The 25,452-nt window shown below is 53.8% G+C and carries 28 protein-coding genes, 1 other RNA gene, 1 pseudogene and 1 other annotated feature; of the genes and pseudogenes, 15 read left to right on the forward strand and 15 right to left on the reverse strand.

Translation table 11 applies throughout. The features are described 5' to 3' along the window. Positions 1-42: 42 nt before the first annotated feature. Positions 43-774, reverse strand: coding sequence for a purine nucleoside phosphorylase YfiH (gene yfiH / locus ACMYSO_RS08210; protein WP_434670071.1), 732 nt, complete (start codon positions 772-774; stop codon positions 43-45). Further along, on the reverse strand, positions 771-1,751 hold the full coding sequence (rluD, locus tag ACMYSO_RS08215; protein WP_123756924.1) for a 23S rRNA pseudouridine(1911/1915/1917) synthase RluD: 981 nt from the start codon (positions 1,749-1,751) through the stop codon (positions 771-773). The genes yfiH and rluD overlap by 4 nt, the downstream gene beginning before the upstream one ends. A 131-nt stretch (positions 1,752-1,882) precedes the next feature. Here rluD and bamD point away from each other — a divergent pair, with 131 nt between their 5' ends. The 4 genes from bamD to pheA all read left to right on the forward strand — a co-directional run bounded on the left by bamD (position 1,883) and on the right by pheA (position 4,651). Then, on the forward strand, positions 1,883-2,620 hold the full coding sequence (gene bamD / locus ACMYSO_RS08220) for an outer membrane protein assembly factor BamD (RefSeq protein WP_434670073.1): 738 nt from the start codon (positions 1,883-1,885) through the stop codon (positions 2,618-2,620). A gap of 271 nt (positions 2,621-2,891) precedes the next feature. Beyond that, entirely contained in the window at positions 2,892-3,227 is a 336-nt protein-coding gene (gene raiA / locus ACMYSO_RS08225; RefSeq protein WP_004866516.1) for a ribosome-associated translation inhibitor RaiA, read from the forward strand. Between the two features lie 106 nt (positions 3,228-3,333). Then, positions 3,334-3,458, forward strand: a sequence feature (Phe leader region). Continuing rightward, the gene (gene pheL, locus ACMYSO_RS08230; protein WP_125294913.1) at positions 3,335-3,382 is read left to right on the forward strand and encodes a pheA operon leader peptide PheL; all 48 of its coding nucleotides are present in this window, start codon (positions 3,335-3,337) and stop codon (positions 3,380-3,382) included. It overlaps the preceding feature by 48 nt. 32 nt (positions 3,459-3,490) lie before the next feature. Then, complete coding sequence (pheA, locus tag ACMYSO_RS08235) at positions 3,491-4,651, forward strand: bifunctional chorismate mutase/prephenate dehydratase (RefSeq protein WP_434583493.1); 1,161 nt, start codon at positions 3,491-3,493, stop codon at positions 4,649-4,651. Here pheA and ACMYSO_RS08240 read toward each other — a convergent pair. The 3 genes from ACMYSO_RS08240 to aroF form a co-directional block, all read right to left on the reverse strand. Further along, complete coding sequence (locus ACMYSO_RS08240; RefSeq protein ID WP_434670074.1) at positions 4,648-5,520, reverse strand: SMP-30/gluconolactonase/LRE family protein; 873 nt, start codon at positions 5,518-5,520, stop codon at positions 4,648-4,650. The genes pheA and ACMYSO_RS08240 overlap by 4 nt on opposite strands. 66 nt (positions 5,521-5,586) lie before the next feature. Continuing rightward, the gene (tyrA, locus tag ACMYSO_RS08245; RefSeq protein ID WP_434670076.1) at positions 5,587-6,708 is read right to left on the reverse strand and encodes a bifunctional chorismate mutase/prephenate dehydrogenase; all 1,122 of its coding nucleotides are present in this window, start codon (positions 6,706-6,708) and stop codon (positions 5,587-5,589) included. 9 nt (positions 6,709-6,717) lie between these two features. Then, positions 6,718-7,788 carry a 3-deoxy-7-phosphoheptulonate synthase AroF gene (gene aroF / locus ACMYSO_RS08250; protein WP_123756920.1) on the reverse strand — a complete coding sequence of 357 codons (1,071 nt, stop codon included), beginning with the start codon at positions 7,786-7,788 and terminating at the stop codon, positions 6,718-6,720. 349 nt (positions 7,789-8,137) lie between these two features. Here aroF and ACMYSO_RS08255 point away from each other — a divergent pair, with 349 nt between their 5' ends. The 3 genes from ACMYSO_RS08255 to ACMYSO_RS08265 are packed head-to-tail and all read left to right on the forward strand — an operon-like array spanning position 8,138 to position 10,360. Next, positions 8,138-8,647, forward strand: coding sequence for a YfiR family protein (locus tag ACMYSO_RS08255; protein ID WP_434587167.1), 510 nt, complete (start codon positions 8,138-8,140; stop codon positions 8,645-8,647). Next, complete coding sequence (gene dgcN / locus ACMYSO_RS08260; protein ID WP_434670078.1) at positions 8,640-9,863, forward strand: diguanylate cyclase DgcN; 1,224 nt, start codon at positions 8,640-8,642, stop codon at positions 9,861-9,863. Before ACMYSO_RS08255 ends, dgcN begins: the two co-directional genes overlap by 8 nt. Before the next feature lie 11 nt (positions 9,864-9,874). Then, positions 9,875-10,360: an OmpA family protein gene (locus tag ACMYSO_RS08265; RefSeq protein ID WP_434670079.1), complete on the forward strand. Its 486-nt coding sequence runs from the start codon at positions 9,875-9,877 to the stop codon at positions 10,358-10,360. 5 nt (positions 10,361-10,365) lie between these two features. Here the strand turns inward: ACMYSO_RS08265 and ACMYSO_RS08270 are convergent, their stop codons facing one another. The 7 genes from ACMYSO_RS08270 to ffh all read right to left on the reverse strand — a co-directional run bounded on the left by ACMYSO_RS08270 (position 10,366) and on the right by ffh (position 15,960). Continuing rightward, positions 10,366-11,736, reverse strand: a complete 1,371-nt coding sequence (locus tag ACMYSO_RS08270) for a PepSY-associated TM helix domain-containing protein (protein ID WP_434670080.1) — start codon at positions 11,734-11,736, stop codon at positions 10,366-10,368. 53 nt (positions 11,737-11,789) lie between these two features. Then, positions 11,790-12,224 (reverse strand): DUF2946 domain-containing protein, encoded by a 435-nt coding sequence (locus ACMYSO_RS08275; protein WP_434670081.1) that lies wholly within the window; start codon positions 12,222-12,224, stop codon positions 11,790-11,792. A 120-nt stretch (positions 12,225-12,344) separates the two neighbouring features. Continuing rightward, the gene (gene rplS / locus ACMYSO_RS08280; RefSeq protein WP_434583481.1) at positions 12,345-12,692 is read right to left on the reverse strand and encodes a 50S ribosomal protein L19; all 348 of its coding nucleotides are present in this window, start codon (positions 12,690-12,692) and stop codon (positions 12,345-12,347) included. A 39-nt stretch (positions 12,693-12,731) separates the two neighbouring features. Beyond that, the gene (trmD, locus tag ACMYSO_RS08285; protein WP_123756914.1) at positions 12,732-13,499 is read right to left on the reverse strand and encodes a tRNA (guanosine(37)-N1)-methyltransferase TrmD; all 768 of its coding nucleotides are present in this window, start codon (positions 13,497-13,499) and stop codon (positions 12,732-12,734) included. 31 nt (positions 13,500-13,530) lie between these two features. Further along, a complete protein-coding gene (gene rimM / locus ACMYSO_RS08290) occupies positions 13,531-14,079 on the reverse strand; it encodes a ribosome maturation factor RimM (RefSeq protein ID WP_004866548.1) in 549 nt (182 codons plus the stop codon). 18 nt (positions 14,080-14,097) lie between these two features. Next, positions 14,098-14,346 (reverse strand): 30S ribosomal protein S16, encoded by a 249-nt coding sequence (rpsP, locus tag ACMYSO_RS08295; protein ID WP_434670082.1) that lies wholly within the window; start codon positions 14,344-14,346, stop codon positions 14,098-14,100. 249 nt (positions 14,347-14,595) lie between these two features. Continuing rightward, positions 14,596-15,960, reverse strand: coding sequence for a signal recognition particle protein (gene ffh, locus ACMYSO_RS08300; RefSeq protein ID WP_123756912.1), 1,365 nt, complete (start codon positions 15,958-15,960; stop codon positions 14,596-14,598). 171 nt (positions 15,961-16,131) lie between these two features. Here ffh and ACMYSO_RS08305 point away from each other — a divergent pair, with 171 nt between their 5' ends. Next, a complete protein-coding gene (locus ACMYSO_RS08305) occupies positions 16,132-16,923 on the forward strand; it encodes a cytochrome C assembly family protein (protein ID WP_123756911.1) in 792 nt (263 codons plus the stop codon). 75 nt (positions 16,924-16,998) lie between these two features. After that, the gene (locus ACMYSO_RS08310) at positions 16,999-18,285 is read left to right on the forward strand and encodes an HlyC/CorC family transporter (RefSeq protein ID WP_434670772.1); all 1,287 of its coding nucleotides are present in this window, start codon (positions 16,999-17,001) and stop codon (positions 18,283-18,285) included. Positions 18,286-18,402: 117 nt separating this feature from the next. Here ACMYSO_RS08310 and grpE read toward each other — a convergent pair whose 3' ends face one another. Further along, positions 18,403-18,993 carry a nucleotide exchange factor GrpE gene (grpE, locus tag ACMYSO_RS08315; RefSeq protein ID WP_148060401.1) on the reverse strand — a complete coding sequence of 197 codons (591 nt, stop codon included), beginning with the start codon at positions 18,991-18,993 and terminating at the stop codon, positions 18,403-18,405. Between the two features lie 124 nt (positions 18,994-19,117). Between grpE and nadK the strand changes: the two genes are divergently transcribed. The 3 genes from nadK (at position 19,118) to bamE (ending at position 22,233) form a co-directional block, all read left to right on the forward strand. Beyond that, on the forward strand, positions 19,118-19,996 hold the full coding sequence (nadK, locus tag ACMYSO_RS08320) for an NAD(+) kinase (protein ID WP_004866566.1): 879 nt from the start codon (positions 19,118-19,120) through the stop codon (positions 19,994-19,996). 86 nt (positions 19,997-20,082) lie between these two features. Continuing rightward, positions 20,083-21,744 carry a DNA repair protein RecN gene (gene recN, locus ACMYSO_RS08325; RefSeq protein ID WP_434670084.1) on the forward strand — a complete coding sequence of 554 codons (1,662 nt, stop codon included), beginning with the start codon at positions 20,083-20,085 and terminating at the stop codon, positions 21,742-21,744. A gap of 147 nt (positions 21,745-21,891) precedes the next feature. After that, positions 21,892-22,233: an outer membrane protein assembly factor BamE gene (gene bamE, locus ACMYSO_RS08330; RefSeq protein WP_123756906.1), complete on the forward strand. Its 342-nt coding sequence runs from the start codon at positions 21,892-21,894 to the stop codon at positions 22,231-22,233. Positions 22,234-22,305: 72 nt separating this feature from the next. Here the strand turns inward: bamE and ACMYSO_RS08335 are convergent, their stop codons facing one another. Both ACMYSO_RS08335 and ACMYSO_RS08340 read right to left on the reverse strand, forming a co-directional pair. Beyond that, a complete protein-coding gene (locus ACMYSO_RS08335) occupies positions 22,306-22,596 on the reverse strand; it encodes an RnfH family protein (protein ID WP_434670085.1) in 291 nt (96 codons plus the stop codon). Continuing rightward, positions 22,586-23,023, reverse strand: coding sequence for a type II toxin-antitoxin system RatA family toxin (locus tag ACMYSO_RS08340; protein ID WP_195723713.1), 438 nt, complete (start codon positions 23,021-23,023; stop codon positions 22,586-22,588). Before ACMYSO_RS08340 ends, ACMYSO_RS08335 begins: the two co-directional genes overlap by 11 nt. Before the next feature lie 152 nt (positions 23,024-23,175). Here ACMYSO_RS08340 and smpB point away from each other — a divergent pair, with 152 nt between their 5' ends. From smpB to ACMYSO_RS08355, 3 genes and pseudogenes are all read left to right on the forward strand, one after another. After that, the gene (smpB, locus tag ACMYSO_RS08345) at positions 23,176-23,658 is read left to right on the forward strand and encodes an SsrA-binding protein SmpB (protein ID WP_123756903.1); all 483 of its coding nucleotides are present in this window, start codon (positions 23,176-23,178) and stop codon (positions 23,656-23,658) included. Between the two features lie 143 nt (positions 23,659-23,801). Further along, positions 23,802-24,165, forward strand: a transfer-messenger RNA (tmRNA) gene (ssrA, locus tag ACMYSO_RS08350). A 228-nt stretch (positions 24,166-24,393) separates the two neighbouring features. After that, positions 24,394-25,449 (forward strand): annotated as a pseudogene (locus ACMYSO_RS08355) (integrase domain-containing protein); the annotation flags it as partial. Positions 25,450-25,452: the final 3 nt, after the last annotated feature.

Consider the following 25,452-nt stretch of genomic DNA (forward strand, 5'->3'; position numbering starts at 1 on the left):
CGAAAAATATGTTTGCCATCTGGATCGTCTTGACTCGCGAGGTTAGCTCAACCAGATGAAACTCGCCATACGACCCGTCGTCTTATCACGGCGATAAGAGAAAAAATCATCCTTTTCGCTTAGCGTACAGCGATCGCCGCCGAAGATCTGCGTCACGCCCACGTTAGCCAGGCGCTGGCAGGCAAGCTGATAAATATCGGCAAAGTATTTCTCACCAACCGGCCGAAAAGCGCTCTCGGCCTTCGGGTCTTTACTCATAAAGGCATCGCGCACTTCCGGGCCGACTTCAAACGCCTCGGGGCCGATGGCCGGGCCAAGCCAGGCCAGAATGTTTTCTGGCTTATCGGCAAAGCAGGCGACGGTTGCTTCGAGCACGCCATCGCATAATCCGCGCCAGCCGGCATGTGCAGCGGCAACTTCGGTTCCTGCACGATTGCAAAAAAGCACCGGCAGGCAGTCTGCGGTCATCACGGCACACACCGTACCCGGTGTATTACAGTATGACGCATCCGCTCGCTTTGACTCATATGGCCCACCGTCCAGTTTCAGCACGGCAGTGCCATGCACCTGCTCCAGCCAGACCGGATACGACGGTAACCCGCCTGCGGCAAACATCCGCCGGCGGTTCTCTTCCACATGCTGCAGATTGTCTCCGCAATGAGCACCCAGATTGAGTGAATCGAACGGTGGCAAGCTGACGCCGCCAACACGCGTGGAGCTACAGGCCGCCACGCCTTCCGGCACAGGCCATTGCGGTACAATCAGTTTAGTCATAACCAGTCGATATCGTCCTTGTGGTCTTCGTAATCAGCACGCATTGCGTCAATCAGATCAACCATATCCTGTGGAATAGGTGCATGCCATTCCATCTCAATACCGCTGATCGGATGGTACAGACGCAACATCGTCGCGTGCAGAGCCTGACGATCAAACTTGCGCAGCGCAGTAATAAACGCTTCTGAAGCCCCCTTCGGCGGGCGCGGACGGCCGCCATAGACCTGATCGCCCACCAGCGGATGGGTAATATGCGCCATATGCACACGTATCTGGTGCGTACGACCCGTTTCCAGACGCAGACGCAGGCGCGTATGGATGCGGAAGTGCTCCATAATACGATAGTGCGTGACTGCCGGTTTACCCATCGGGTGCACCGCCATGTGCGTACGCTTGGTCGGGTGACGGCTGATAGGTTCTTCCACCGTTCCGCCGGAAGTCATGTGGCCAATCGCCACCGCTTCATACTCACGGGTGATTTCACGCAGCTGCAGCGATTCCACCAGGCGAGTTTGCGCCGGGATAGTCTTCGCGACGACCATCAGGCCGGTCGTGTCTTTATCCAGACGGTGCACGATACCCGCGCGCGGGACATCGGCAATCGGCGGATAGTAGTGCAGCAGCGCATTCAGCACAGTACCGTCGGGGTTGCCCGCGCCCGGGTGTACAACCAGGTCGCGCGGTTTGTTAATGACGAGGATGTCATCATCTTCATAAACGATATTGAGCGGAATATCCTGCGGTTCGAAGCGGACGTCTTCTTCGATTTCAACATCGATGGAGACGAGCTCTCCCCCTAAAACTTTCTCTTTCGGCTTGTCGCTGACAGCGCCGTTTACCAGCACTCGCTGGTCAAGGATCCAATCTTTTATTCGCGATCGCGAATAATCAGGGAACATTTCGGCCAAAGCCTGATCTAAGCGTTGTCCGAGTTGATTTTCGGACACCGTTGCGGTGAGTTGTACTCGTTGTGCCATATACAGCTTCTTCGTTTAACGTTGGGTTTTACGGCTTTGCCGTTTAATATAGTGTGCTATTGTAGCTGGTCTTAATCGGGAGCAGGAACAGAGATTCTCCCGCATAAACATTTTGAGGAAGTCAAAACGTCATGACGCGCATGAAATACCTGGTGGCAGCGGCCACACTGAGCCTGGCTTTGGTGGGTTGCTCCGGCTCAAAGGAAGAGGTGCCTGATAATCCGCCGAATGAAATCTACGCGACCGCTCAGCAAAAGCTGCAGGACGGTAACTGGAAACAGGCAATAACGCAACTGGAAGCGTTGGATAACCGCTACCCGTTCGGACCTTATTCCCAGCAGGTACAGCTCGACCTGATTTATGCGTATTACAAAAATGCCGATCTACCGCTGGCTCAGGCAGCTATCGACCGCTTTATTCGTCTGAACCCAACACATCCTAACATTGATTACGTCATTTATATGCGTGGTCTGACAAATATGGCTCTGGATGACAGTGCGCTGCAAGGCTTCTTCGGGGTCGATCGTTCCGACCGCGATCCACAGCACGCGCGCGATGCCTTTAACGACTTCTCCAAACTGGTGCGCGGTTATCCGAGCAGCCAGTATGCGACCGACGCCTACAAACGTATGGTGTTCCTGAAAGATCGCCTGGCGAAGTACGAGCTGTCGGTCGTGGATTACTACACCGACCGTGGTGCATGGGTTGCCGTAGTAAACCGTGTTGATGGCATGCTGCGCAGCTATCCGGATACACAGGCCACTCGCGATGCATTGCCGAAGATGGAAAACGCCTATCGCCAGATGCAAATGAATGCACAGGCCGATAAAGTAGCGAAAATCATCGCGGCTAACGGCAAAAACACCTGATCGCATTTCAGATAAGCAAAACGGCAGCGATGAGCTGCCGTTTTTTTATTGCTCAGACACCAAAGCTGAAGCGTTTTAGCGTCGAGTCATCCTATCAAATATGACGCCCTTTCCCCTATTCGACAAGTAAAATCTCACCTGTTCCTGCCCTGTCTCACAAAATGGATTCGTTGACAAAAAGTGACATTAAAATGTGATCTTAATCACACATCTTGACATTGGGCGAGGTATGCTGAGTTCACCAAGACGGGAAAGACAAGAGGTAAAATTTATGACAATGAACATTACCAGTAAACAAATGGAAATTACTCCGGCAATTCGCCAGCACGTCGCAGACCGTCTCGCCAAATTGGATAAATGGCAAACCCACTTAATCAACCCGCACATCATTCTCTCTAAAGAGCCGCAGGGTTTTGTCGCTGACGCAACCATCAACACGCCGAATGGCCACCTGGTCGCCAGTGGAAGAAGTGAAGATATGTACGTCGCTATCAACGAATTAATCAACAAGCTGGAACGGCAGCTGAATAAAGTGCAACACAAAGGGGAAGCCCGCCGCGCCGCAACATCGGTGAAAGAGGCAGGCTTTGTGGAAGAAGAAGAGTAATCCTTAACTTAATATTGTGTAACGCCACGCGCCTTCGGGCGCGTTTTTTATTGACAGGATGAAAACAGTACGGGTACTGTAACTGCCATCAACCAAAGGACATCACCGTGAAACAACTACCGTTCTTCTTCGCATTCTTTTTTACCTTCCCCTGAACGGGAGGCGATTCGTCGTGTGATAAAGAATGCGAAGACGAACAACAAGGCCTCCCAAACGGGAGGCCTTTTTTATTGATAAATGAATAACAAGAAAGGCAACACAATATGACCGAGGAAAACCCGTTACTGGCCCTGCGCGATAAGATCAGCGCACTGGATGAAAAGCTGCTCGCGCTGCTGGCAGAACGCCGCGGACTGGCTGTAGAAGTCGGTAAAGCAAAGCTGGCATCGCACCGTCCGGTCCGTGATATCGATCGCGAACGCGACCTGCTGGAGCGCCTGATGACGCTGGGAAAAAGCCATCACCTGGATGCCCACTACATCACACGTCTGTTCCAGCTGATTATTGAGGATTCGGTACTCACTCAACAAACGCTGCTGCAGCAACACCTGAATAAAATCAATCCGCATTCAGCGCGGGTGGCGTTCCTCGGGCCAAAGGGGTCATATTCACATCTTGCCGCACGCCAGTACGCCGCTCGCCACTTCGAGCAGTTTATCGAGAGCGGTTGCGCTAAATTTGCCGATATCTTCAATCAGGTAGAAACCGGACAGGCTGACTATGCAGTCGTCCCCATTGAAAACACCAGCTCCGGCGGGATCAACGACGTCTACGATCTGCTGCAACATACCAGCCTGTCGATCGTTGGCGAGCTGACGATCCCCATCGATCACTGTGTGCTGGTCTCGGCGTCAACCGATCCGCAACGTATTCAGACCGTGTATAGCCACCCGCAGCCGTTTCAGCAGTGCAGCCAGTATCTGAGCCGTTATCCGCACTGGAAAATTGAATATACCGAAAGCACCTCGGCGGCGATGGAGAAAGTGGCTCAGGCTAACTCTCCCACCGTTGCCGCTCTGGGTAGCGAAGCCGGCGGCGCGCTGTACGGCCTGCAGGTGCTGGAACACTGCCAGGCAAATCAAACACAAAACATCACCCGCTTCCTGGTGCTGGCACGCAAAGCGGTGAATGTTTCCGATCAGGTTCCGGCAAAAACCACGCTACTGATGGCGACCGGCCAACAGGCGGGCGCGCTGGTTGAAGCGCTTCTGGTACTGCGCAACCACAACCTGATCATGACCAAGCTGGAATCGCGCCCGATTCACGGTAACCCGTGGGAAGAGATGTTTTATCTGGATATCCAGGCCAACCTCGAATCAATCCCGATGCGTAAGGCACTGAAAGAGCTGGCCGAGATTACCCGTTCAATGAAGGTTCTCGGCTGCTACCCGGGCGAAAACGTGGTGCCGGTCGACCCGATTTAACGCTCAATAAATACCGGCTTCTTCATCCCTGCTACCGCAACCGGCAGGGTGAAGATGGCGCCAGAGAGCGGATATTGCTGTACTTCATCGGCGTCCATGTTTTCCCGGGTGGTGGTGATGTACAGCGTGCACATATCCGCGCCGCCAAAACAGACCATCGTCGGGCAGCGCACCGGCAGCCGGTAGGTTTCCAGCGCTTCTCCGCTCGGGGAAAAGCGGGCAATCCGCCAACCGTCAAACATTGCACTCCAGTAGCACCCTTCTTCGTCGATAGCCGCCCCGTCAGGGATCCCCTCCCCCGGTTGAAAACGACGGAAGACTTCCCGCTTGCCGGGTTCGCCCAGCTCATCCAACGGCGTCCGGTAAATCACGGCATTTGGCGTATCAGAGGTATACATCCAGCGCTTATCATCGCTAAATGCCAGGCCATTGGCACCATGTATGTCACACTGAATCACCCGAGGCGTCAGGTCATGGTTGATCCGCATCAGCAGCGCACCGTTAAAATCTCCCGGCCCCCAGAATGTCCCGGCGTAAAAGCGCCCCTCGCGGTCAGTACCGCCGTCGTTAAAGCGTGCCAGCTGCGGGTTGCTTGGGTTATCACAAATTTTACGTCGCAGCAGGCCGTGCGCATCGGTTAACCAGATAGCGCTGCGCAGCGCCACGATAAAGCCGCCTTTCTCGCGCAGAGAAAAGCAGCCCACTTCTTCGGGAAATTGCAGGACCTGATGCTCACCACTGTTGATGTCATAGCGGTGGATTTCACACTCAAGGATATCGGCCCAGTAGAGGGCCTGCTCGGTCTCGCTCCAGGTCGGGCATTCCGGCAGATGTCCTGCGTAATCAAACAGCGGTTGTGGTTCAGCCATCGTTGTCATCCCTATAAAAAAAGCCAGCGGGTTTCCCCTCTGGCTTTGATTATATACGGTTTTCCGTTACTGCCGGTTATCATTCGCCTGACGCAGCAGCGTCCGGCTTTCACTCTGGAAGCGCTGAGCATAATCGCCAAACCAGTGCTCCACTTTGCGGAAGCTGTCGATAAACGCCTGTTTATCTCCCTGCTCCAGCAGGCCAATCGCTTCGCCAAAACGCTGGTAGTAACGTTTAATCAGCGCCAGGTTATTTTCTGACGACATGATAATGTCGGCATACAGCTGTGGGTCCTGGGCAAACAGACGGCCCACCATCGCCAGCTCAAGACGGTAGATCGGTGATGACAACGCCAGCAGCTGCTCCAGCCGGACGTTTTCTTCTGCCAGATGCAGGCCGTAAGCAAAGGTCGCGAAATGGCGCAGCGCCTGAATAAAGGCCATATTCTGGTCATGTTCAACGGCGCTGATACGGTGCAGGCGCGCGCCCCAGACCTGAATTTGTTCCAGGAACCACTGATACGCTTCCGGCTGACGACCGTCACAGTACACCACGACCTGCTTGGCCAGGCTTCCACTGTCCGGGCCGAACATCGGGTGCAATCCCAACACTGGACCATGGTGCGCCGCCAGCATCGCCTGCAACGGTTCTGCTTTAACCGACGCCAGGTCCACCAGGATGCAATCCGCCGGTAATGGCGGCAGGCGGGCAATCGTCTCTACCGTGGTATGAATAGGCACGCTGACGAAAACCATCCCGGCATCGGCAACAATTTCTGTCGCGCGTGGCCAGTCTTCTTTTTCGAGAATACGGACCTGGTAGCCTGAAAGCGTCAGCATTTTCTCAAACAGACGCCCCATCTGCCCGCCGCCGCCAACAATCACTACCGGACGCAGATTCGGACACAGCGTTTTAAAGCCTTTGTCGTTCTCGCTGGAATATGACTCGCGCATGACGCGACGCAGCACGTCTTCGATAAGATCTGGCGGGACGCCAAGCGCTGACGCTTCTTCCCGTCGGGAAGCCAGCATCGCTGCTTCACGTTCCGGAACGTAAATCGGCAGGCCATACTGGCTTTTAACTTCTCCGACCTCCGCAACCAGCTCCAGGCGGCGAGCCAGTAATCCCAGCAGCGCCTTATCGACTTCATCAATTTGATCGCGTAACGCGGTCAGTTCAGCAACCATACTTTCCTCTTACCCCAGACGAGCCGCCAGATGACCGCGCAGATCTTTATCAAGTTCGCGGAGCAGTGCATCGGTGGTTTCCCAGCTGATACAGGCATCGGTAACGGATACGCCGTATTTCATATCACAACGCGGTTGCTCAGAAGACTGATTACCCTCGTGGATATTACTTTCAATCATCAGACCAATAATGGAGCGATTACCATCTTTGATCTGTGCAACGACGGATTCTGCAACCGCAGGCTGGCGGCGGTAGTCTTTGTTAGAATTACCATGACTGCAATCTACCATCAGCGACGGTTTCAGTCCCGCCTGCGCCATCTCTTTTTCGCATTTCTCGACATCTTCCGGGCCGTAGTTCGGCGATTTTCCGCCGCGCAGGATCACATGGCCGTTCGGATTGCCCTGGGTTTGCAGCAGACACACCTGACCCGCCTGGTTAATCCCGACAAAACGGTGTGGCATCGCGGCGGCACGCATGGCGTTGATTGCCGTTGCCAGACTGCCGTCTGTGCCGTTTTTAAAGCCAACCGGCATCGACAGACCTGACGCCATTTCACGGTGAGTCTGAGATTCGGTGGTACGTGCACCGATTGCAGACCAGCTAAAGAGATCGCCGAGGTACTGCGGGCTGTTCGGATCCAGCGCTTCTGTTGCCAGCGGTAACCCCATGCTCACCAGCTCAACCAACAGACGACGCGCAATCTTCAGACCGCCTTCAACATCAAACGAACCATCCATATGCGGATCGTTAATCAGCCCTTTCCAGCCCACGGTGGTTCGAGGCTTTTCAAAATAGACGCGCATCACCAGGTAGAGGCTATCGCTGACCTCTGCGGCAAGGGCTTTAAAACGATGAGCGTACTCAATTGCCGCTTCAGGATCATGAATTGAACAAGGACCACACACTACCAGCAGGCGCGGATCGCGGCCGGCGATAATGTCAGAGATCGTCTGGCGGGACTGCGCAATCTGCGCTTCTTGTTCAAGGCTCAGCGGGAATTCAGCTTTCAGCTGATCCGGAGTGATCAAAACCTGTTCGTCAGTAATATGTACGTTGTTCAGCGCGTCTTTTTGCATGATGGCGATCCTGTATAGCTCGTTTGCGATAATGGGTTCCTCGGCTGAGGAGTGACGTAACGATACCACACAGAGTAAAGATTTCAATCCATAATCCGTAAATTTTAATTTACACAAGCAAACTAAATAGGCTGAAAATCGCCACTACGTGTAAATTTTTTTATACACTTCCGCAAAAGTGATACCCAGAGCGTCACTTTATCCCCAATGCCTTTACGAAAAATCCTGGGTGAAATTACCGCAAGGATTCGGCGGTGATTAATGACGGCCCTCGCCAACAATGGTATCCTGCGCCAGGGCATCAACGATCTGCACTTCATGCATTAAGACGAACCTGACGGATCCGTTAATGAAACAGTTTCACCGTCTTATTTTTATATTTTTATTATTTATCGTGGGCTACCCTGTTTTCGCCTCCGAACCACCGAAAAATGTTCGGGCTATTGTTTCAGGTATTGTCACTTATACCCGCTGGCCTGCATTATCCGGTCTGCCTAAATTATGTATTTTTTCTACCTCACATTACGTACAGAGCCTTGCTCAGGAAAAACCTGAAGCGTTGCCATATCGGCCGGTCATTGTTCACAATACGCAAGAAGCAATGAATACGGTCTGTGATGGGTTTTATTTTGGCAGCGAGTCGCCGTCTCAACAGGCAGAACTTACCGCAAAATACCAATCCCGTCCCCTTTTGCTGATCGCAGAACAAAATAGCGAATGCGCGATCGGTAGTGCTTTTTGCCTGATTATCAATGACGAAAGGGTCAGATTCTCCGTGAATCTGGATGTCCTGACGCACAGCGGCGTACGGGTTAATCCAGACGTACTGATGCTTGCCCGGAATAGCGCACATGAATAAGGATTTATCACAGGCTCCACGCCCAACGTTTAAAAGAGCGCTGCGACGTATCAGCGTGATAAGCGTGGTGATCTCAATGACGCTGGTCTGGATGCTGCTGAGCACCGCCTCGGTATTTACGCTTAAGCAATATGCGCAAAAGAACCTGGCGCTGACCGCCGCCACCATGAGTCGAAGCCTTGAGGCCGCGCTGGTGTTTGATGACAGTTCAGCCGCGGAAGAAACCCTGGCGACGCTAGGGAAACAGGGACAATTCTCTGAAGCCCTGGTGCTGGACAACCAGCAAAACCGCTTTGCGGTCTGGCGGAATACCGATCTGGTCCGCCACGAGAAGCTGAGCGGTTTCATCAGCCAATGGCTGTTCCCGGAGCCAACCACGCAACCGATCCTGCATCAAGGAAAAGTCATCGGCGAGCTTCGACTGAAGGCGCTGGACAGCATGATCGGTCATTTCCTCGGGATCTCGATTATCGTATTAACCGGCAGTATTCTGCTGGCTTCTGTTATTTCCTTATTGCTGACTCACTCACTGCATCACGGTATTATCACCGCTCTGCAAAGTATTACTGAAGTGGTTCACGACATTAGGGAAAACCGCCATTTTTCTCGCCGGGTTCCGGAAGAACACATCGAGGAATTTCATCTTTTTGCCCAGGACTTTAATAGTCTGCTGGGCGAAATGGAGGACTGGCAGCAGCAGCTGCAGGCTAAAAATGCCCAGCTGTTACGCTCGTCCCTACATGACCCGCTGACCGGACTGGCCAACCGAGCTGCATTTCGCAGTACTATCACGGCATTAATGAAGGATGACACCGCCCGCCAGCACTCAGCATTACTGTTCCTCGATGGCGACAACTTTAAACTGATTAATGACAACTGGGGCCATGCAACGGGCGACAAAGTCCTGATCGACGTCGCCAGTCGGCTGATGGCCTTTGCCAACAAGCGCCACCTGGCATGGCGTTTAGGCGGCGACGAGTTTGCCATCCTGCTGCGCGATGTTCACTCAGAGGCGGAAGTGCAGGCACTGTGCGCCACGTTATCAGCTCTGTTTCTCGAGCCGTTTAATTTGCACAACGGCCATACGGCAACCTTGTCTCTTAGCATTGGCTATGCGCTAGCCTGGGAACATCATTCAGCGGAAAGCCTGCAGGAGTTCGCCGATCAAAATATGTATCGGAAAAAACACCAGCGTATTCAGCAAGTACAAAATTAAAGGGATCCACCATGCTCAGGAAATATTTTGCTCCCGCACTGATAGCAGTGGCTTTACTCACCGGCTGCCAGACGGCACCGCAAGGAAAATTCTCTGCGGAACAAATTGCCGCGATGCAATCATACGGCTTTACGGAAAGTGAGGGTGACTGGTCACTGGGTTTATCCGACAGCATTCTGTTTGATAAAAACGACTACCATCTGCGTAGCGACAGCCAGGCGCAAATCCAGAAAATGGCCTCCCGACTGGCCGCAACCGGCATTACACACGGCCGACTGGATGGCCACACCGATAACTACGGTGAGGACAGCTACAACGAAGCGCTGTCGCTTAAACGTGCTGATATCGTTGCAGATGCCTGGACGAAGGGAGCCAACATCCCGCGCAGTAATTTAACTACCCGCGGATTAGGTAAAAAATACCCGATTTCCAGCAACGATACGGCGAAAGGGCGTGCTGAAAACCGCCGCGTCACGGTGGTGATCAGCACGCCTTAAGCGCCTTAGTCGATGGAGTTCGCGAGCGTGACGCCCGCTGCCGCTCGCCAGCGGAGATAGTCGATTAGCAGGCACGCCGCCAGACTGATGCCCATCAATGGCAACGCCAGTCCCAACATCACTGCGATAACCAGCGTGGTGACACGGGCTGGCCACCCGAGATTCACCCACGCCTGAACCAGCGTATTTGCCGGGTTAAAAGCAGCGTGGGCTGGACGACGAATCCACCACAAACGATATCCCACCACGATCATTACGCACAGCGCGATACCAAAGGCGATCAGTAGCAACTGGTTAGCAAGGCCAAACAAAATCCCCATATGGAAATCCACGCCCCAGCGGGTCAGTTTAGCCATCAGCGGGAAGTCAGCAAAACGGGTACGATCCACTACCTGCATCCGTTCACCATCAATTGCCACCGCATCAACCTGGGTCGGCCAGCTTCTGTCAATCTCAGTGACAGTCCACGCCCGGCCGGCCGATGCTGGTGGGCGGATCTCCAGCTTGCTGGCATCCAGGCCCGCCGCCTGCGCCACCGTCAGCACGCGATCAAACTGCTCGCCCGATGCTGATGGCATGCCCTCCGTCATTGCCATATGCCCCATATGATGTTCTGCATGCGGGTCCTGCGCCATCGGCATCGCGCTATGCAGTTGGGCATTTACCTGCGGCGTCAGCCAGCCGAACGCGGCACGCATCTTATCGACGTTACTACCCGCCCACTGCGACCAGGTCAGGCCGGTAGCAGAAAAAAGCAGCATGCCCGCCAGCAGCGCCCAGCCCAAAGAGACGTGCAAACGGCGGTGGTTCTGCATCCGGTTGTTGATCCGTCGACGGGGACGGGTCATCGCCCAGAGCACGATCCCCCCGAGCGCCGCCACCCACATCCACGATGCTGCCAGCTCGCTATAAAGCCGCCCGCTATCGCCTAGCAACAGCGAGCGGTGGGCGTAATCGATCCACTGGCGCAGCGGTAAAATTCCGCTGGTTCCGTAGACGGTCATGTTCCCCGTCACCTTCAGCGTCACCGGGTCGATAAAAATCGCCCGCGTTTCAGACTCCCCCAGCTGCGGGTCAGCAAACATCACCCGGGTGGTTTCACCGGCGCTGAGTGCCGGACGTACCGCCTGTAAACGAAGGTTACCGTTAGTGGCGTCTTGTGCCACCGCCAGCTGTAAGCTCAGGGGCTGGCTTTCGCCATTGAGCGTGCCGCGCAGGGCATCCTGATAAAGCCAGTTCTCCAGTTGCGGAGTAGCGACATACAGCGTACCGGTCAAGGCGGCCACAAAGATAAACGGCCCGATAAACAAACCAATGTAAAAATGGAGACGTCGCAGCAGGTTCAGCCATGCCGCGCGCGAGGTGCAGGTTGTCATACTTTTCCTTTCTGAAAGCAAAAAGAGAACGTTGCGCAGTGCGCACATTATTTTTAGAAAGCGGGAAAAGCAGAACAGCGCGGCGGTGCGCGGGTTTCCGGGTAAAGCCAGGGGAAGTAATGTCGGCGTTTCAGCACCAAACAAGGGAACAGGACCCGCACGCGACGCAGGACGATAGAAAGCAACACCGCCAGCGCAAAGAGCAGCCCCGGGACGTGGGCTAACAGCACGCAATAGCCGCAGGCTTCGGCATGGTCAAGCGGCTGAGAATGCGTTGATGAGGGATCATGGGACGTTGCAGAATGCGGTTCTGTCATATCGTGCGTCATGCCCATTATCGCATGGTGCATGCCGGGCATAGCGCTCATCGGATCTTTTTGCAACGAAACTGAAATCAGGGGTGCGATCACGATCAGCAGGATCGAAAAAAGCGCCAGCCATGCGGCCCGCCGTTCGATTGTTGCGTGTTGAGAAATATCGCTGACCACCGCCCCTCCGAGATGAAGGGATATTGTAAATGATTTACATCAAGATGGTTAAATTTAAGATAAAAAAAGGGCCGGCCCATCAGGCCAGCCCTTTTCATCAGGATGTCGCGAAAGCGAATCTTAGTTAAGACGCTCTTTGATACGAGCAGACTTACCGGTACGCTCACGCAGGTAGTACAGTTTAGCTTTACGTACAGCACCACGACGTTTAACAGCAATGCTGTCAACTACCGGAGAGTGAGTCTGGAAGACACGCTCAACGCCTTCGCCGTTGGAAATTTTACGAACAGTGAATGCAGAGTGCAGACCGCGGTTACGAATAGCGATAACCACGCCCTCGAATGCCTGCAGACGTTTTTTGGAACCTTCAACAACCCATACTTTCACTTCCACGGAATCACCCGGGCGGAAGGAAGGTACGTCCTGCTTCATCTGTTCTTGTTCAAGTTGCTTAATAATGTTGCTCATAATTTAATCTCTTATCCTGGGTAAACTGATATTGGGGGCTTACGCCGTCCCATCATGTTTATGCTGCTGTTGTGCGTGTTCAGTTTTGAACTGCGCCAGCAACTTTGCTTGCTCTTCAGTCAGAGCCAGGTTTTCCAAAAGTTCAGGTCTTCTAAGCCAGGTCCGGCCCAGCGACTGTTTCAAACGCCAGCGACGTATCTCAGCATGGTTTCCCGACAGCAATACTGGCGGTACTTCCATCTCTTCTAACACTTCAGGACGAGTATAGTGTGGGCAGTCCAGCAACCCATCAGCAAAGGAATCTTCCGTTGCTGAAGCTTCATGGCCCAGAACTCCCGGAATGAACCGGGAAACGGAGTCAATCAGCGTCATTGCCGGTAACTCTCCACCGCTGAGAACGTAATCACCGATTGACCATTCTTCGTCAATTTCGGTCTGGATTACGCGCTCGTCTATCCCTTCGTAGCGACCGCACACCAGAATCAGTTTCTGATTCGTTGCCAGTTCGCTGACGCCTGCTTGATCAAGCTTGCGTCCCTGAGGTGACAGATAAATCACCTTAGCGCCTTCACCTGCCGCGGCTTTTGCTGTGTGGATGGCGTCCCGTAAGGGTTGCACCATCATTAACATCCCCGGTCCGCCGCCGTAAGGACGATCGTCCACGGTACGGTGCCGGTCATGAGCAAAGTCACGAGGACTCCAGCTCTGGATGCTCAGCAGGCCATTTTTTACTGCCCGGCCAGTTACCCCGTAATCGGTAATTGCGCGGAACATTTCAGGAAACAGGCTAATTATGCCAATCCACATAGCGCCGTCTTTTACCGTTTATCCGGATAATTTAAAAACCAGGATCCCAGTCTACTTCGATTGTACGAGTAGCGAGATCGACTTTCTTTATAACCTGCCCATCGAGGAACGGAACCAACCGCTCCTTGATGCCAAATGCATCTTTCAGGTTTGCCTTAATGACGAGAACGTCATTTGACCCGGTTTCCATCATATCGATGACTTTACCCAGGCCATAACCTTCTGTGGTGACTACCTGGCAACCCATCAGGTCTTTCCAGTAATAGTCGCCCTCTTCGAGCTTCGGCAACTGCGAGGAATCGACGACAATTTCACAATTGGTCAGCAGATTCGCAGCATCGCGATCGTCAATGCCTTTCAGCTTAATCACGATATCCTGATTGTGGTGGCGCCAGCTTTCCAGCTCAACAACCTGCCACTGACCCGCCTTCTGGATTAACCAGGGCTGGTAGTCAAAAATGCTTTCGGCGTCTTCGGTGGAGGAAAACACTCTGAGCCAACCACGGATACCGTAGGAAGAACCCATCTTGCCCAATACAATCGGATCAACAGGTGCTTGTGCGGTGTGTTGCTTGCTCATCATGACCACCGTGACAGATTAAGCTGCTTTGTTTGCTGCTTTGATCAGCGTAGCTACGCGATCGGAAACTGTCGCACCCAGGCCAACCCAGTGAGCGATACGATCCAGATCCAGACGAGTTTCTTCTTCTTTCGCGGAAGCGATCGGGTTGAAGAAACCAACGCGCTCGATGAAGCGGCCGTTACGTGCATTACGGCTGTCGGTGACAACAACCTGGTAGAACGGACGCTTTTTAGCGCCGTGACGAGCTAAACGAATAGTTACCATAACATCCTCTTGTGTGAATAGAACAACCGGGCCCCATCGAGGAACGGGGCCCGGGTGTCATATTAAAAGCCCGAAAATTTTACTCATTTTTGGGGAAATTGCAATCAACAGTTGATAAGACTGCTATAAAAGGCCGTCGGCGGTGCGGTCAGTTCGGTGCCGACGTGCGCGCAGCCACCGGAGCGTACACGTAGTACGTGGGGATGGCGAGCACACCCCGGTGCCGAAATGGCAAACAAGCCAGGCCGATTAGCGACCAGGGAATCCTGGCGGCATCATCCCTTTCATGCCACGCATCATCTTCATCATGCCGCCTTTCGACTTCATCTTCTTCATCATGCGCTGCATATCGTCAAACTGCTTGAGCAGACGGTTCACGTCCTGCACCTGCATGCCACAGCCTGCGGCGATACGGCGTTTACGTGAACCTTTAATGATTTCAGGTTTGGCGCGCTCTTTCAGAGTCATCGAGTTGATGATCGCTTCCATCCGCACCAGCACTTTGTCGTCCATCTGCGATTTGACGTTGTCCGGGATCTGCCCCATACCCGGCAGTTTGCCCATCAGGCTGGCCATGCCGCCCATGTTTTTCATCTGGCGCAGTTGCTCAAGGAAGTCGGTCAGGTCGAAACCGTCGCCCTTCTTCAGCTTGGAGGCCAGCTTTTCAGCCTGCGCGCGGTCAACCTTGCTCTCGATATCTTCGATCAACGACAGCACGTCGCCCATGCCGAGAATACGGGATGCAATACGATCCGGATGGAACGGCTCCAGCGCTTCGGTTTTTTCGCCAACGCCGAGGAACTTGATCGGTTTACCGGTGATATGGCGAATAGACAGCGCCGCACCGCCACGCGCATCACCATCAACCTTGGTCAGCACCACGCCGGTCAGCGGCAGCGCTTCGTTAAAGGCTTTGGCGGTATTCGCGGCATCCTGGCCGGTCATCGCATCCACGACAAACAGCGTTTCTACCGGATTCAATGAAGCGTGGACCTGTTTAATTTCGTCCATCATCGCTTCATCTACGTGCAAGCGACCGGCGGTATCCACCAGCAGCACGTCGTAGAACTTCAGCTTCGCTTCTTTCAGCGCCGCGTTGACGATATCAACAGGCTTCTGGCCCACGTCGGACGGGAAGAAATCAACGCTAACCTGCTCGGCCAGCGTTTCCAGCTGTTTAATCGCCGCCGGGCGATAAACGTCCGCGGAGACAACCAGCACTTTCTTCTTGTGCTTCTCGCGCAGGAATTTGCCGAGCTTGGCGACGCTGGTGGTTTTACCTGCGCCCTGCAGGCCCGCCATCAGCACGACAGCCGGCGGCTGTGCGGCTAAATCCAGTGCCTGGTTCTCTTCGCCCATCGCCGCAACCAGTTCGTTACGGACGATTTTGACGAATTCCTGACCCGGGGTCAGGCTTTTGTTTACTTCATGACCCACCGCGCTCTCTTTGACGCGGCTGATGAAATCACGCACGACAGGCAGAGCAACGTCCGCCTCCAGCAGCGCCATGCGCACTTCGCGCAGGGTGTCTTTAATATTGTCTTCGGTAAGGCGTCCGCGGCCGCTAATGTTGCGCAGCGAACGCGACAAACGATCGGTTAAATTATCAAACATTGTCTCTCGCCTGAGGTGGAAACTGTCGGTCGCGGTAGCGACACGAAAAACACGGATTTGGCGCAGTATAACACGACATGCAGCGCGATGTGATGCAACGGTTGGAGCAGACGTCGCGTAACGCTATACTGCTTATCTTTCTTACTTATTTAGTCAACAGTCGACGCCCATATGCCTGTTTTTGCTCTACTCGCGCTTGTCGCCTATTCCATCAGCCTTGCGCTGATCGTCCCCGGCTTACTGCAAAAAAACAGTAGCTGGCGGCGGATGGCGATACTTTCCGCAACAATTGCGTTGATTTGTCATGCTTTTGCGCTGGAGTCACGTATTTTCCCCGGCGGCGAGAGCGGGCAAAATCTGAGCCTGCTTAACGTCGGCTCGCTGGTGAGCCTGATGATCTGTACGGTGATGACGATTGTAGCGTCACGCAATCGTGGCTGGCTGCTACTGCCCATCGTCTATGCATTTGCGCTAATTAATCTGGCTTTCGCCACCTTCGTCCCCAACGAATACATCACCCACCTCGAAACCACGCCGGGGATGCTGGTGCATATCGGTCTGTCGCTGTTCTCTTACGCGACGCTGATCATTGCCGCGCTGTACGCGCTGCAGCTGGCATGGATTGACTATCAGCTGAAAAACAAAAAACTCGCTTTCAGCCATGAAATGCCACCGCTGATGAGTATTGAGCGTAAAATGTTTCATATCACCCAGGTTGGCGTGGTTCTGCTGACCCTGACGCTCTGCACCGGCCTGTTCTACATGCAGAATCTGTTCAGCACGGAAAACATCGATAAAGCCGTCCTGTCGATCGTGGCGTGGTTCGTCTATATCGTTCTGCTATGGGGACATTATCATGAAGGCTGGCGCGGTCGCCGGGTCGTCTGGTTTAACGTCGCCGGGGCCGGACTGCTGACGCTGGCCTATTTCGGCAGTCGCGTGCTGCAACAGTTAATGAGTTAACCCAGACTACAAGCCTGGCCCGGCAGGTATCATCGAGACAAATAGCCCACCGGGTCAGGCGCTAAGGAGTCCCCCCTGGAACACATATCTACCACCACGCTGATCGTCACACTGATCATCATGGTGATCATCTCCGCCTACTTCTCTGGTTCAGAGACCGGCATGATGACGCTGAACCGCTACCGTCTGCGCCACATGGCCAAACAGGGCAACCGCCAGGCGAAGCGTGTCGAAAAACTACTGCGTAAACCAGACCGCTTAATCAGCCTGGTACTGATCGGCAACAACCTCGTCAACATCCTCGCCTCCGCACTCGGGACGATTGTCGGTATGCGCCTGTATGGCGATGCAGGGGTGGCGATTGCCACCGGCGTATTGACCTTTGTGGTGCTGGTTTTTGCCGAAGTCCTGCCGAAGACCATCGCCGCGCTGTATCCGGAAAAAGTGGCCTACCCCAGCAGTTTCTTGCTGGCACCGTTACAGGTGCTGATGATGCCGCTGGTGTGGTTTCTTAACACCATCACCCGCCTGCTGATGCGTTTGATGGGCATCAAAACCGATATCATCGTCAGCGGCGCGCTGAGCAAAGATGAGCTGCGCACCATCGTGAACGAGTCGCGGACCCAGATCTCCCGCCGCAACCAGGACATGCTGCTGTCGGTGCTGGATCTCGAAAAGGTCAGCGTTGACGACATCATGGTTCCGCGTAATGAAATCATCGGAATTGATATTAACGACGACTGGAAGGCCATCGTTCGCCAGCTGACCCACTCCCCGCACGGGCGCATTGTGTTGTATCGCGGCTCGCTGGATGACGCCATCAGCATGCTGCGCGTGCGCGAAGCTTACCGCCTGATGACCGAGAAAAAAGAATTCACCAAAGAGGTGATGCTGCGCGCCGCCGATGAAATCTATTACGTCCCGGAAGGAACGCCGCTCAGCACACAGCTGGTGAAGTTCCAGCGGAATAAGAAGAAAGTCGGCCTGGTGGTCGATGAATATGGCGATATCCAGGGCCTGGTAACGGTAGAAGACATTCTCGAAGAGATCGTCGGCGATTTCACCACCTCGATGTCGCCTACGCTGGCGGAAGAAGTGACGCCGCTAACTGACGGCACGGTGATTATCGACGGCAGCGCCAACGTCCGTGAAATCAACAAAGCCTTTAACTGGCATCTGCCGGAAGATGAAGCGCGGACGGTAAACGGTATTATTCTGGAAGCGCTGGAAGAGATACCGGTTCCCGGCACGCGCGTGCGTATCGAGCAATACGATATCGATATTCTCGACGTTCAGGACAACATGATTAAGCAGGTCAAAGTCATGCCGGTCAAACCCATTCGCGAAAGCGTCGCCGAGTAATCATCCGGCAAATTTGATACGGCGGGCCTGGGGTTCGCCGTTTTTTTGCCCCGGAAACGGGCTGAAGATAAGAGAAAGAGAAAAACGGCCACCGGCTGGCGGCCGTTTGGAAGCGAATTACTTCGCTTTTGCCACGGTAACCATCGCCGCGCGAATGGTACGACCGTTCAGGGTATAGCCTTTTTGCATCACGCCCAGCACGTTGCCCGCAGCCACATCGTCAGACTCAACCATCGCGATGGCCTGATGGACGTTAGGATCCAGCGGTACGTTGGTATCGGCAATCACTTCCACGCCGAATTTGCGCACAACATCCAGCATCGACTTCAGCGTCAGCTCGATACCCTCGACCATTGAGGCCATGTCAGGGTTGGCTTTGTCCGCAACTTCCAGTGCGCGATCCAGACTGTCGATAACCGGCAGCAGCTCGTTGACGAACTTCTCAAGCGCAAATTTATGCGCTTTTTCGATATCCAGTTCGGTACGACGACGCAGGTTATCTTCATCGGCTTTCGCACGCAGTTTCACTTCCAGTTCACGTTTCTGTGCTTCAGCAAGCTGTGCTTCCAGATTCGCAATTGTTTCATCGCGCGGATCCACCTGCTCAGCCGAAACTTCAGGCTCAACAGCCTCAACGCTCTCGTGCTGTTCCGTGATAATTTCTTCCGGGGCTTGCCCGTCAGGCGTTTTCTGTTCTTTACTACTCATGAATTTCTCCGCGTTTTTTTTCGCATTCATCTCGCTAACTTCGCTTATTATGGGGATCCGTTTCCGGGTTTCAAGGGAAGCCGTCAGATTGTCATCATTCATTTAACGCAAGGACATCCAGAACATGAAGAATCATTTCAAGTGTATAGGCATTGTGGGACACCCTCGTCACCCAACCGCGCTGACCACACATGAAATGCTCTGGCGCTGGTTAAGCGGCAAAGGCTACGAGGTCCTGGTCGAACAACAGATCGCGCATGAACTTCAGCTTAGCAATGTCAAAACCGGCACGCTGGCCGAAATTGGTCAGCAGGCGGATCTGGCGGTGGTGGTCGGCGGCGACGGCAACATGCTCGGCGCAGCGCGGACCCTGGCGCGTTACGATATCAACGTTATCGGCATTAACCGCGGCAATCTCGGCTTTCTGACCGACCTAGACCCGGATAACGCCTTGCAGCAGCTCGCGGACGTACTGGAAGGCCACTACATCTCCGAAAAACGCTTTTTACTGGAAGCGCAGGTGTGCCAGCAAGACTGTCAGAAACGCATCAGCACCGCGATTAATGAAGTGGTGCTGCACCCGGGCAAAGTCGCGCATATGATTGAGTTTGAGGTCTACATTGATGAGGTGTTTGCCTTCTCCCAGCGCTCGGACGGCCTGATTATCTCCACCCCAACGGGCTCGACCGCCTACTCGCTGTCCGCCGGCGGCCCGATTCTGACGCCGTCACTGGACGCTATTACCCTGGTCCCGATGTTCCCGCATACGCTATCGGCCCGCCCGCTGGTGATTAACGGCGACAGCACCATCCGCCTGCGCTTCTCCCAGCGCTGCAGCGATCTGGAGATCAGCTGTGACAGCCAGATAGCGCTGCCGATTCAGGACGGCGAAGATGTACTGATCCACCGCTGCGATTATCACCTGAATCTCATTCACCCCAAAGATTACAGCTATTTCAATACATTGAGTACCAAGCTTGGCTGGTCTAAAAAATTGTTCTGATTTTTACTGCCGCCTCTTTACTGGATAAAAAACCAGTTTATACTGTACGAAAACACAGTAATGGTTTTTCATACAGGAAGGCGGCTATGCTGGCGCAACTCACCATCAGTAATTTTGCTATCGTTCGTGAACTGGAAATTGATTTTCACAGCGGCATGACCGCGATCACCGGGGAAACCGGTGCCGGGAAATCTATCGCCATCGATGCGCTGGGGCTGTGCCTTGGCGGAAGAGCAGAAGCAGACATGGTGCGACGTGGCGCCAGCCGTGCAGACCTTTGCGCCCGCTTCGCCTTGAAAGATACACCGGCGGCCCAGCGCTGGCTGGAAGAGAACCAGCTTGAAAGCGGGTGTGAGTGTTTACTACGCCGCGTTATCAGCACAGATGGCCGCTCCCGGGGCTTTATTAACGGCACCGCCGTCCCGCTCTCCCAGCTGCGTGAACTCGGCCAGTTGCTTATCCAGATCCACGGCCAGCATGCACACCAGCGGCTGACCCGTCCCGAACATCAAAAAGCGCTGCTCGATGGTTACACCTGTGAGTATGCGCTTACTCAGCGCATGGCTGAACATTACCACCAGTGGCACCAAAGCTGCCGCGAGCTGGCGCAACATCAGCAACAAAGCCAGGAGCGCGCCGCACGGGCCGACCTGCTGCAATACCAGTTAAAAGAGCTCAATGAGTTCAACCCGCTAGCGGGTGAGTACGAGCAAATCGACGAAGAGTATAAGCGTCTGGCCAACAGCGGCCAGCTGCTGACCACCTGCCAGCACGCGCTGACGGTACTCGCCGATAGCGAAGAAGCTAACCTGCAGAGCCAGCTCTACACCGCCAGGCAACTGGTGACCGAACTCGCTGGCATGGACAGCAAGCTCTCCGGCGTGCTGGACATGCTCGAAGAAGCGGCCATTCAGCTCAGCGAAGCCACCGACGAACTACGTCACTATCACGACCGCCTGGATCTCGACCCGAACCGCCTGTTCGAGCTGGAGCAACGCATCTCCCGCCAGATAGCACTGGCGCGGAAGCATCAGATCACCCCGGAAGAGCTCCCGGCATTTTATCAGGCCCTGCTGGAAGAGCAGCGCCTGCTGGACGATAGCGCCGGCTCGCTGGAATCCCTGAGCCATAGCGTCGTCGAACATCATCAACTGGCGCTGGAGACCGCCCGCCAGCTGCACGACCTGCGTCAACGCAGTGCAGAAGAGCTGACTCAGCTGATTACTGAAAGTATGCACTCACTTTCCATGCCTCACGGGGTGTTTGCCATCGATGTAGCCTTCGATGAGCGTCATCTTACTGCCGAAGGGGCTGACCGCATTGAGTTCCGCGTCACCACCAACCCGGGGCAACCGCTGCAGCCGATTGCGAAAGTGGCCTCCGGCGGCGAACTCTCGCGCATCGCGTTATCTATCCAGGTCATTACCGCCCGTAAGATGGAAACCCCGGCCCTGATTTTCGATGAGGTCGATGTCGGTATCAGCGGCCCGACGGCAGCGGTGGTCGGTAAACTGCTGCGTCAGCTAGGCGAATCCACTCAGGTAATGTGCGTCACTCACCTGCCGCAGGTCGCCGGGTGTGGCCACCATCATTTTTATGTCTGCAAAGAGACCGATGGCGAAATGACAGAAACGCACATGCATCCGTTAGATAAAAAGGCGCGACTTCAGGAGCTGGCGCGCCTGCTGGGCGGTAGCGAAGTTACGCGCAACACCCTCGCCAACGCGAAAGAGTTGCTCGCCGCGTAAACTTTTTGAATTTCGCAGAGTCATAGTGAACAGCAAATTGCCGCAAGACCTGCAGTCGAAGGTTTCCAACCGGGCAAAGGTCTATTATTATCGGCATATTACAGATGAGCCACGTACTGCTCGGGCCCGAAAAGGAATAAAATCACTATGCGCTGTAAAACGCTGACTGCTGCCGCAGCGGTTCTTCTCATGTTGACCGCAGGCTGTTCCACTCTGGAACGAGTGGTTTACCGTCCTGATATCAACCAGGGTAACTATCTGGCACCCAACGACGTAGCAAAAATTCGTGTCGGCATGACGCAACAACAGGTTGCTTATGCGCTGGGTACCCCAATGATGTCGGATCCGTTTGGCACCAACACCTGGTTCTATGTGTTCCGTCAGCAGCCTGGGCATGAAAAAATTACCCAGCAGACACTGACGCTGACGTTCGATAGCAGCGGCGTGTTAACCAATATTGATAACAAACCGGCACTGACTAACGAGTAATCGGATAAATATCGGTCCAGAAATGCAAAAAGCGCTCATTGAGCGCTTTTTTTATCACCACGGTTACGACAGTTACTTGTCGGCGCTTTTTTCCGCGCGCTGGCGTCGCAACTCTTTCGGGTCCGCAATTAGTGGGCGGTAAATCTCTACCCGGTCGCCATCATGCACCGTATCGTGCAACTTAGCGGGACGGCTGTATATCCCGACCTTATTTTTGGTCAGATCGATATCGTCGCGCAGAGTCAGCAGGCCGCTGGCCTGAATCGCCTGCTCGACGGTCGCCCCCTCTTCCAGCTTCACGCTTTGCAAATACTGTTTTTCCGGCAGCGCATAGGCCACTTCAACCACAATTTTAGCCGACACGATAAACCTCTTTGGCCCGGGCGGTGAATGCCTGCACCATGTTTATCGCCAGTTCTTTAAAGATGCGGCCAAACGCCATCTCGATCAGCATATTGGTGAATTCAAAATCGAGGTGAAACTCAATTTTGCAAGCATCGGGGCTTAACGGGATAAACTTCCAGCCACCAATCAATTTCTTAAACGGGCCATCGACCAGACTCATCAAAATGCTGTGGTTGCTGGTAAGCGTATTGCGAGTGGTGAACGTCTTGCTGATGCCTGCCTTAGACACATCAACCGCCGCCATCATTTGCGTCGGCCCAGATTCCAGCACACGGCTCCCGGTGCAGCCAGGCAAGAAATCAGGATAGGACTTCACGTCATTCACGAGTTGATACATCTGTTCCACGCTGAAAGGCACCAGCGCAGTACGGCTAATCTGAGGCATAGCAAGTTCCACATTTAAACACGGCGCAAATAATATCATTTATCTGGCGCTAAAAAAAACGCTGTGCCACAACTCGTGCTAAGATAGCGCATTACACCTCGCAGGATGGATTGAGGTACTGTGTTCCCGTTTAGCAATGACTTCAGGACATTATGACCAAGAAAAAAGCCCACAAACCTGGATCAGCCACCATTGCGCTGAATAAACGCGCCCGCCATGAATACTTTATCGAAGATGAATACGAGGCTGGTCTTGCTCTGCAAGGGTGGGAAGTTAAATCTCTGCGCGCTGGCAAAGCCAACATCGGCGACAGCTACGTTATCCTGAAAGATGGCGAGGCCTATCTGTTCGGCGCAAACTTTACGCCGATGGCCGTGGCCTCCACCCACTACGTGTGCGATCCAACCCGTACCCGTAAGCTGCTGCTCAATCAGCGCGAGCTGGATAACCTGTATGGCCGTATCAACCGTGAAGGCTATACCGTTGTGGCCCTGTCACTGTACTGGAAGAACGCCTGGTGCAAAGTGAAAATCGGCGTCGCGAAAGGTAAAAAACAGCACGATAAGCGTACCGACCTCAAAGATCGTGAGTGGGCGCTGGATAAAGCGCGCATTATGAAACACGCAGGCCGCTAATCCCCTCTTCAGGGCCAGCCCAGCTGGCCCTTCTGCGCTATATCGTTGTTGATGCTGCTTTTTTGCCCACTCCCCCGTAATAATCATCCTACGCAGTACTAGTAACCGCATTCACTAATCTGTTATACTTGCCGTAACACATTGGGGCTGATTCTGGATTCGACGGGATTTGCGAAACCCAAGGTGCATGCCGAGGGGCGGTTGGCCTCGTAAAAAGCCGCAAAAAAATAGTCGCAAACGACGAAAACTACGCTTTAGCAGCTTAATAACCTGCTCTGAGCCCTCTCTCCCTAGCTTCCGCTCTTAAGACGGGGATTCAAGAGAGGTCAAACCCAAAAGAGATCGCGTGGAAATCCTGCCTGGGGTTGAAGCGTTAAAACTAATCAGGCTAGTCTGGTAGTGGCGTGTCAATCCGCAGGTGCCAGGCGAATGTAAAGACTGACTAAGCATGTAGTACCGAGGATGTAGGAATTTCGGACGCGGGTTCAACTCCCGCCAGCTCCACCAAAATTCTCCATCGGTGATTACCAGAGTCATCCGATGAAGTCCTAAGAGCCCGCACGGCGCAAGCCCTGCGGGCTTTTTTGTGCCCTCAATTTGTCCCGCGAAGTCTGAACTCAACTAATTAAATCCGAACCTTTTAGGCACCTTGTTAGGCACCTTGTTAGGCACCTTGTTAGGCACCTCATAAATCTTTATTGTTTTTGAGGTGCCTAACACTATGGAAATCCGGCAATGGCAAGACAAACCAAACCTCTATCCGTTAAAGAAATCGAATCTGCTAAACCCAAGAAAGCGGACTACGTTCTCTATGATGGCGATGGCCTTGAGCTACTGATCAAATGCAGCGGGAGTAAAATCTGGCAGTTTCGCTACATTCGCCCTGTCACCAAGAAACGTGCGAAGAAGAGCATAGGCCCCTACCCGTCAGTTACTCTTGCCGATGCCAGAAACTATCGCGCAGAGTCTCGTTCTCTTCTGGCGAAACAAATCGACCCTCAGGAACATCATCAAGAACAACTTCGCAGTTCGCTGGAGGCTAAAACCAATACTTTCCAACTCGTAGCTGAACGATGGTGGAATGTGAAGAAAGCCAGCGTAACTGAGGACTATGCAGAGGATATTTGGCGCTCTCTTGAGAGAGATGTCTTCCCTGCGATTGGCGACGTTAGCATTACAGATATTAAAGCTCATACACTGGTTCAGGCCGTTCAACCTGTTCAGGCCAGAGGAGCATTAGAAACCGTCCGTCGCCTGTGCCAGCGCATTAATGAGGTCATGATCTATGCCCAAAACACAGGGCTGATTGATGCTGTTCCCAGCGTTAATATCGGTAAAGCCTTCGAGAAGCCTCAGAAAAAGAACATGCCCAGCATTCGACCGGATCAGCTACCTCAACTGATGCAGACAATGCGAACAACCAGCATAAGCCTTTCCACACGCTGCCTGTTCATGTGGCAACTTCTTACTATTACCCGCCCTGCCGAAGCGGCTGAAGCTCGTTGGGAAGAGGTAGACATAGAAGCGCGAGAGTGGAAGATTCCTGCATCACGCATGAAAATGAACCGCGACCATACTGTGCCATTGTCTGATGAAGCCATCTCTGTTCTGGAAATGATGAAGCCGTTAAGTGGCAATCGGGAATTCATTTTTCCCAGCCGTATCAAACCAAAGCAACCAATGAATAGTCAGACGGTTAACGCATCACTAAAGCGTGCGGGCTTCGCCGGAGTGCTGGTTTCGCATGGCCTGCGATCTATCGCCAGTACGGCCCTTAACGAGCAAGGCTTCCTG

Source organism: Klebsiella sp. B345, assembly GCF_051131735.1.
Taxonomy (GTDB): Bacteria; Pseudomonadota; Gammaproteobacteria; order Enterobacterales; family Enterobacteriaceae; genus Klebsiella.

Excerpts from the sequence above, each read along its gene's own strand:
- yfiH (WP_434670071.1), bottom strand. The coding sequence starts at position 774 with ATGACTAAACTGATTGTACCGCAATGGCCTGTGCCGGAAGGCGTGGCG.
- rluD (WP_123756924.1), bottom strand. The coding sequence starts at position 1,751 with ATGGCACAACGAGTACAACTCACCGCAACGGTGTCCGAAAATCAACTC.
- bamD (WP_434670073.1), top strand. The coding sequence starts at position 1,883 with ATGACGCGCATGAAATACCTGGTGGCAGCGGCCACACTGAGCCTGGCT.
- raiA (WP_004866516.1), top strand. The coding sequence starts at position 2,892 with ATGACAATGAACATTACCAGTAAACAAATGGAAATTACTCCGGCAATT.
- pheA (WP_434583493.1), top strand. The coding sequence starts at position 3,491 with ATGACCGAGGAAAACCCGTTACTGGCCCTGCGCGATAAGATCAGCGCA.
- ACMYSO_RS08240 (WP_434670074.1), bottom strand. The coding sequence starts at position 5,520 with ATGGCTGAACCACAACCGCTGTTTGATTACGCAGGACATCTGCCGGAA.
- tyrA (WP_434670076.1), bottom strand. The coding sequence starts at position 6,708 with ATGGTTGCTGAACTGACCGCGTTACGCGATCAAATTGATGAAGTCGAT.
- aroF (WP_123756920.1), bottom strand. The coding sequence starts at position 7,788 with ATGCAAAAAGACGCGCTGAACAACGTACATATTACTGACGAACAGGTT.
- ACMYSO_RS08255 (WP_434587167.1), top strand. The coding sequence starts at position 8,138 with ATGAAACAGTTTCACCGTCTTATTTTTATATTTTTATTATTTATCGTG.
- dgcN (WP_434670078.1), top strand. The coding sequence starts at position 8,640 with ATGAATAAGGATTTATCACAGGCTCCACGCCCAACGTTTAAAAGAGCG.
- ACMYSO_RS08265 (WP_434670079.1), top strand. The coding sequence starts at position 9,875 with ATGCTCAGGAAATATTTTGCTCCCGCACTGATAGCAGTGGCTTTACTC.
- ACMYSO_RS08270 (WP_434670080.1), bottom strand. The coding sequence starts at position 11,736 with ATGACAACCTGCACCTCGCGCGCGGCATGGCTGAACCTGCTGCGACGT.
- rplS (WP_434583481.1), bottom strand. The coding sequence starts at position 12,692 with ATGAGCAACATTATTAAGCAACTTGAACAAGAACAGATGAAGCAGGAC.
- trmD (WP_123756914.1), bottom strand. The coding sequence starts at position 13,499 with ATGTGGATTGGCATAATTAGCCTGTTTCCTGAAATGTTCCGCGCAATT.
- rimM (WP_004866548.1), bottom strand. The coding sequence starts at position 14,079 with ATGAGCAAGCAACACACCGCACAAGCACCTGTTGATCCGATTGTATTG.
- rpsP (WP_434670082.1), bottom strand. The coding sequence starts at position 14,346 with ATGGTAACTATTCGTTTAGCTCGTCACGGCGCTAAAAAGCGTCCGTTC.
- ffh (WP_123756912.1), bottom strand. The coding sequence starts at position 15,960 with ATGTTTGATAATTTAACCGATCGTTTGTCGCGTTCGCTGCGCAACATT.
- ACMYSO_RS08305 (WP_123756911.1), top strand. The coding sequence starts at position 16,132 with ATGCCTGTTTTTGCTCTACTCGCGCTTGTCGCCTATTCCATCAGCCTT.
- grpE (WP_148060401.1), bottom strand. The coding sequence starts at position 18,993 with ATGAGTAGTAAAGAACAGAAAACGCCTGACGGGCAAGCCCCGGAAGAA.
- nadK (WP_004866566.1), top strand. The coding sequence starts at position 19,118 with ATGAAGAATCATTTCAAGTGTATAGGCATTGTGGGACACCCTCGTCAC.
- recN (WP_434670084.1), top strand. The coding sequence starts at position 20,083 with ATGCTGGCGCAACTCACCATCAGTAATTTTGCTATCGTTCGTGAACTG.
- bamE (WP_123756906.1), top strand. The coding sequence starts at position 21,892 with ATGCGCTGTAAAACGCTGACTGCTGCCGCAGCGGTTCTTCTCATGTTG.
- ACMYSO_RS08340 (WP_195723713.1), bottom strand. The coding sequence starts at position 23,023 with ATGCCTCAGATTAGCCGTACTGCGCTGGTGCCTTTCAGCGTGGAACAG.
- smpB (WP_123756903.1), top strand. The coding sequence starts at position 23,176 with ATGACCAAGAAAAAAGCCCACAAACCTGGATCAGCCACCATTGCGCTG.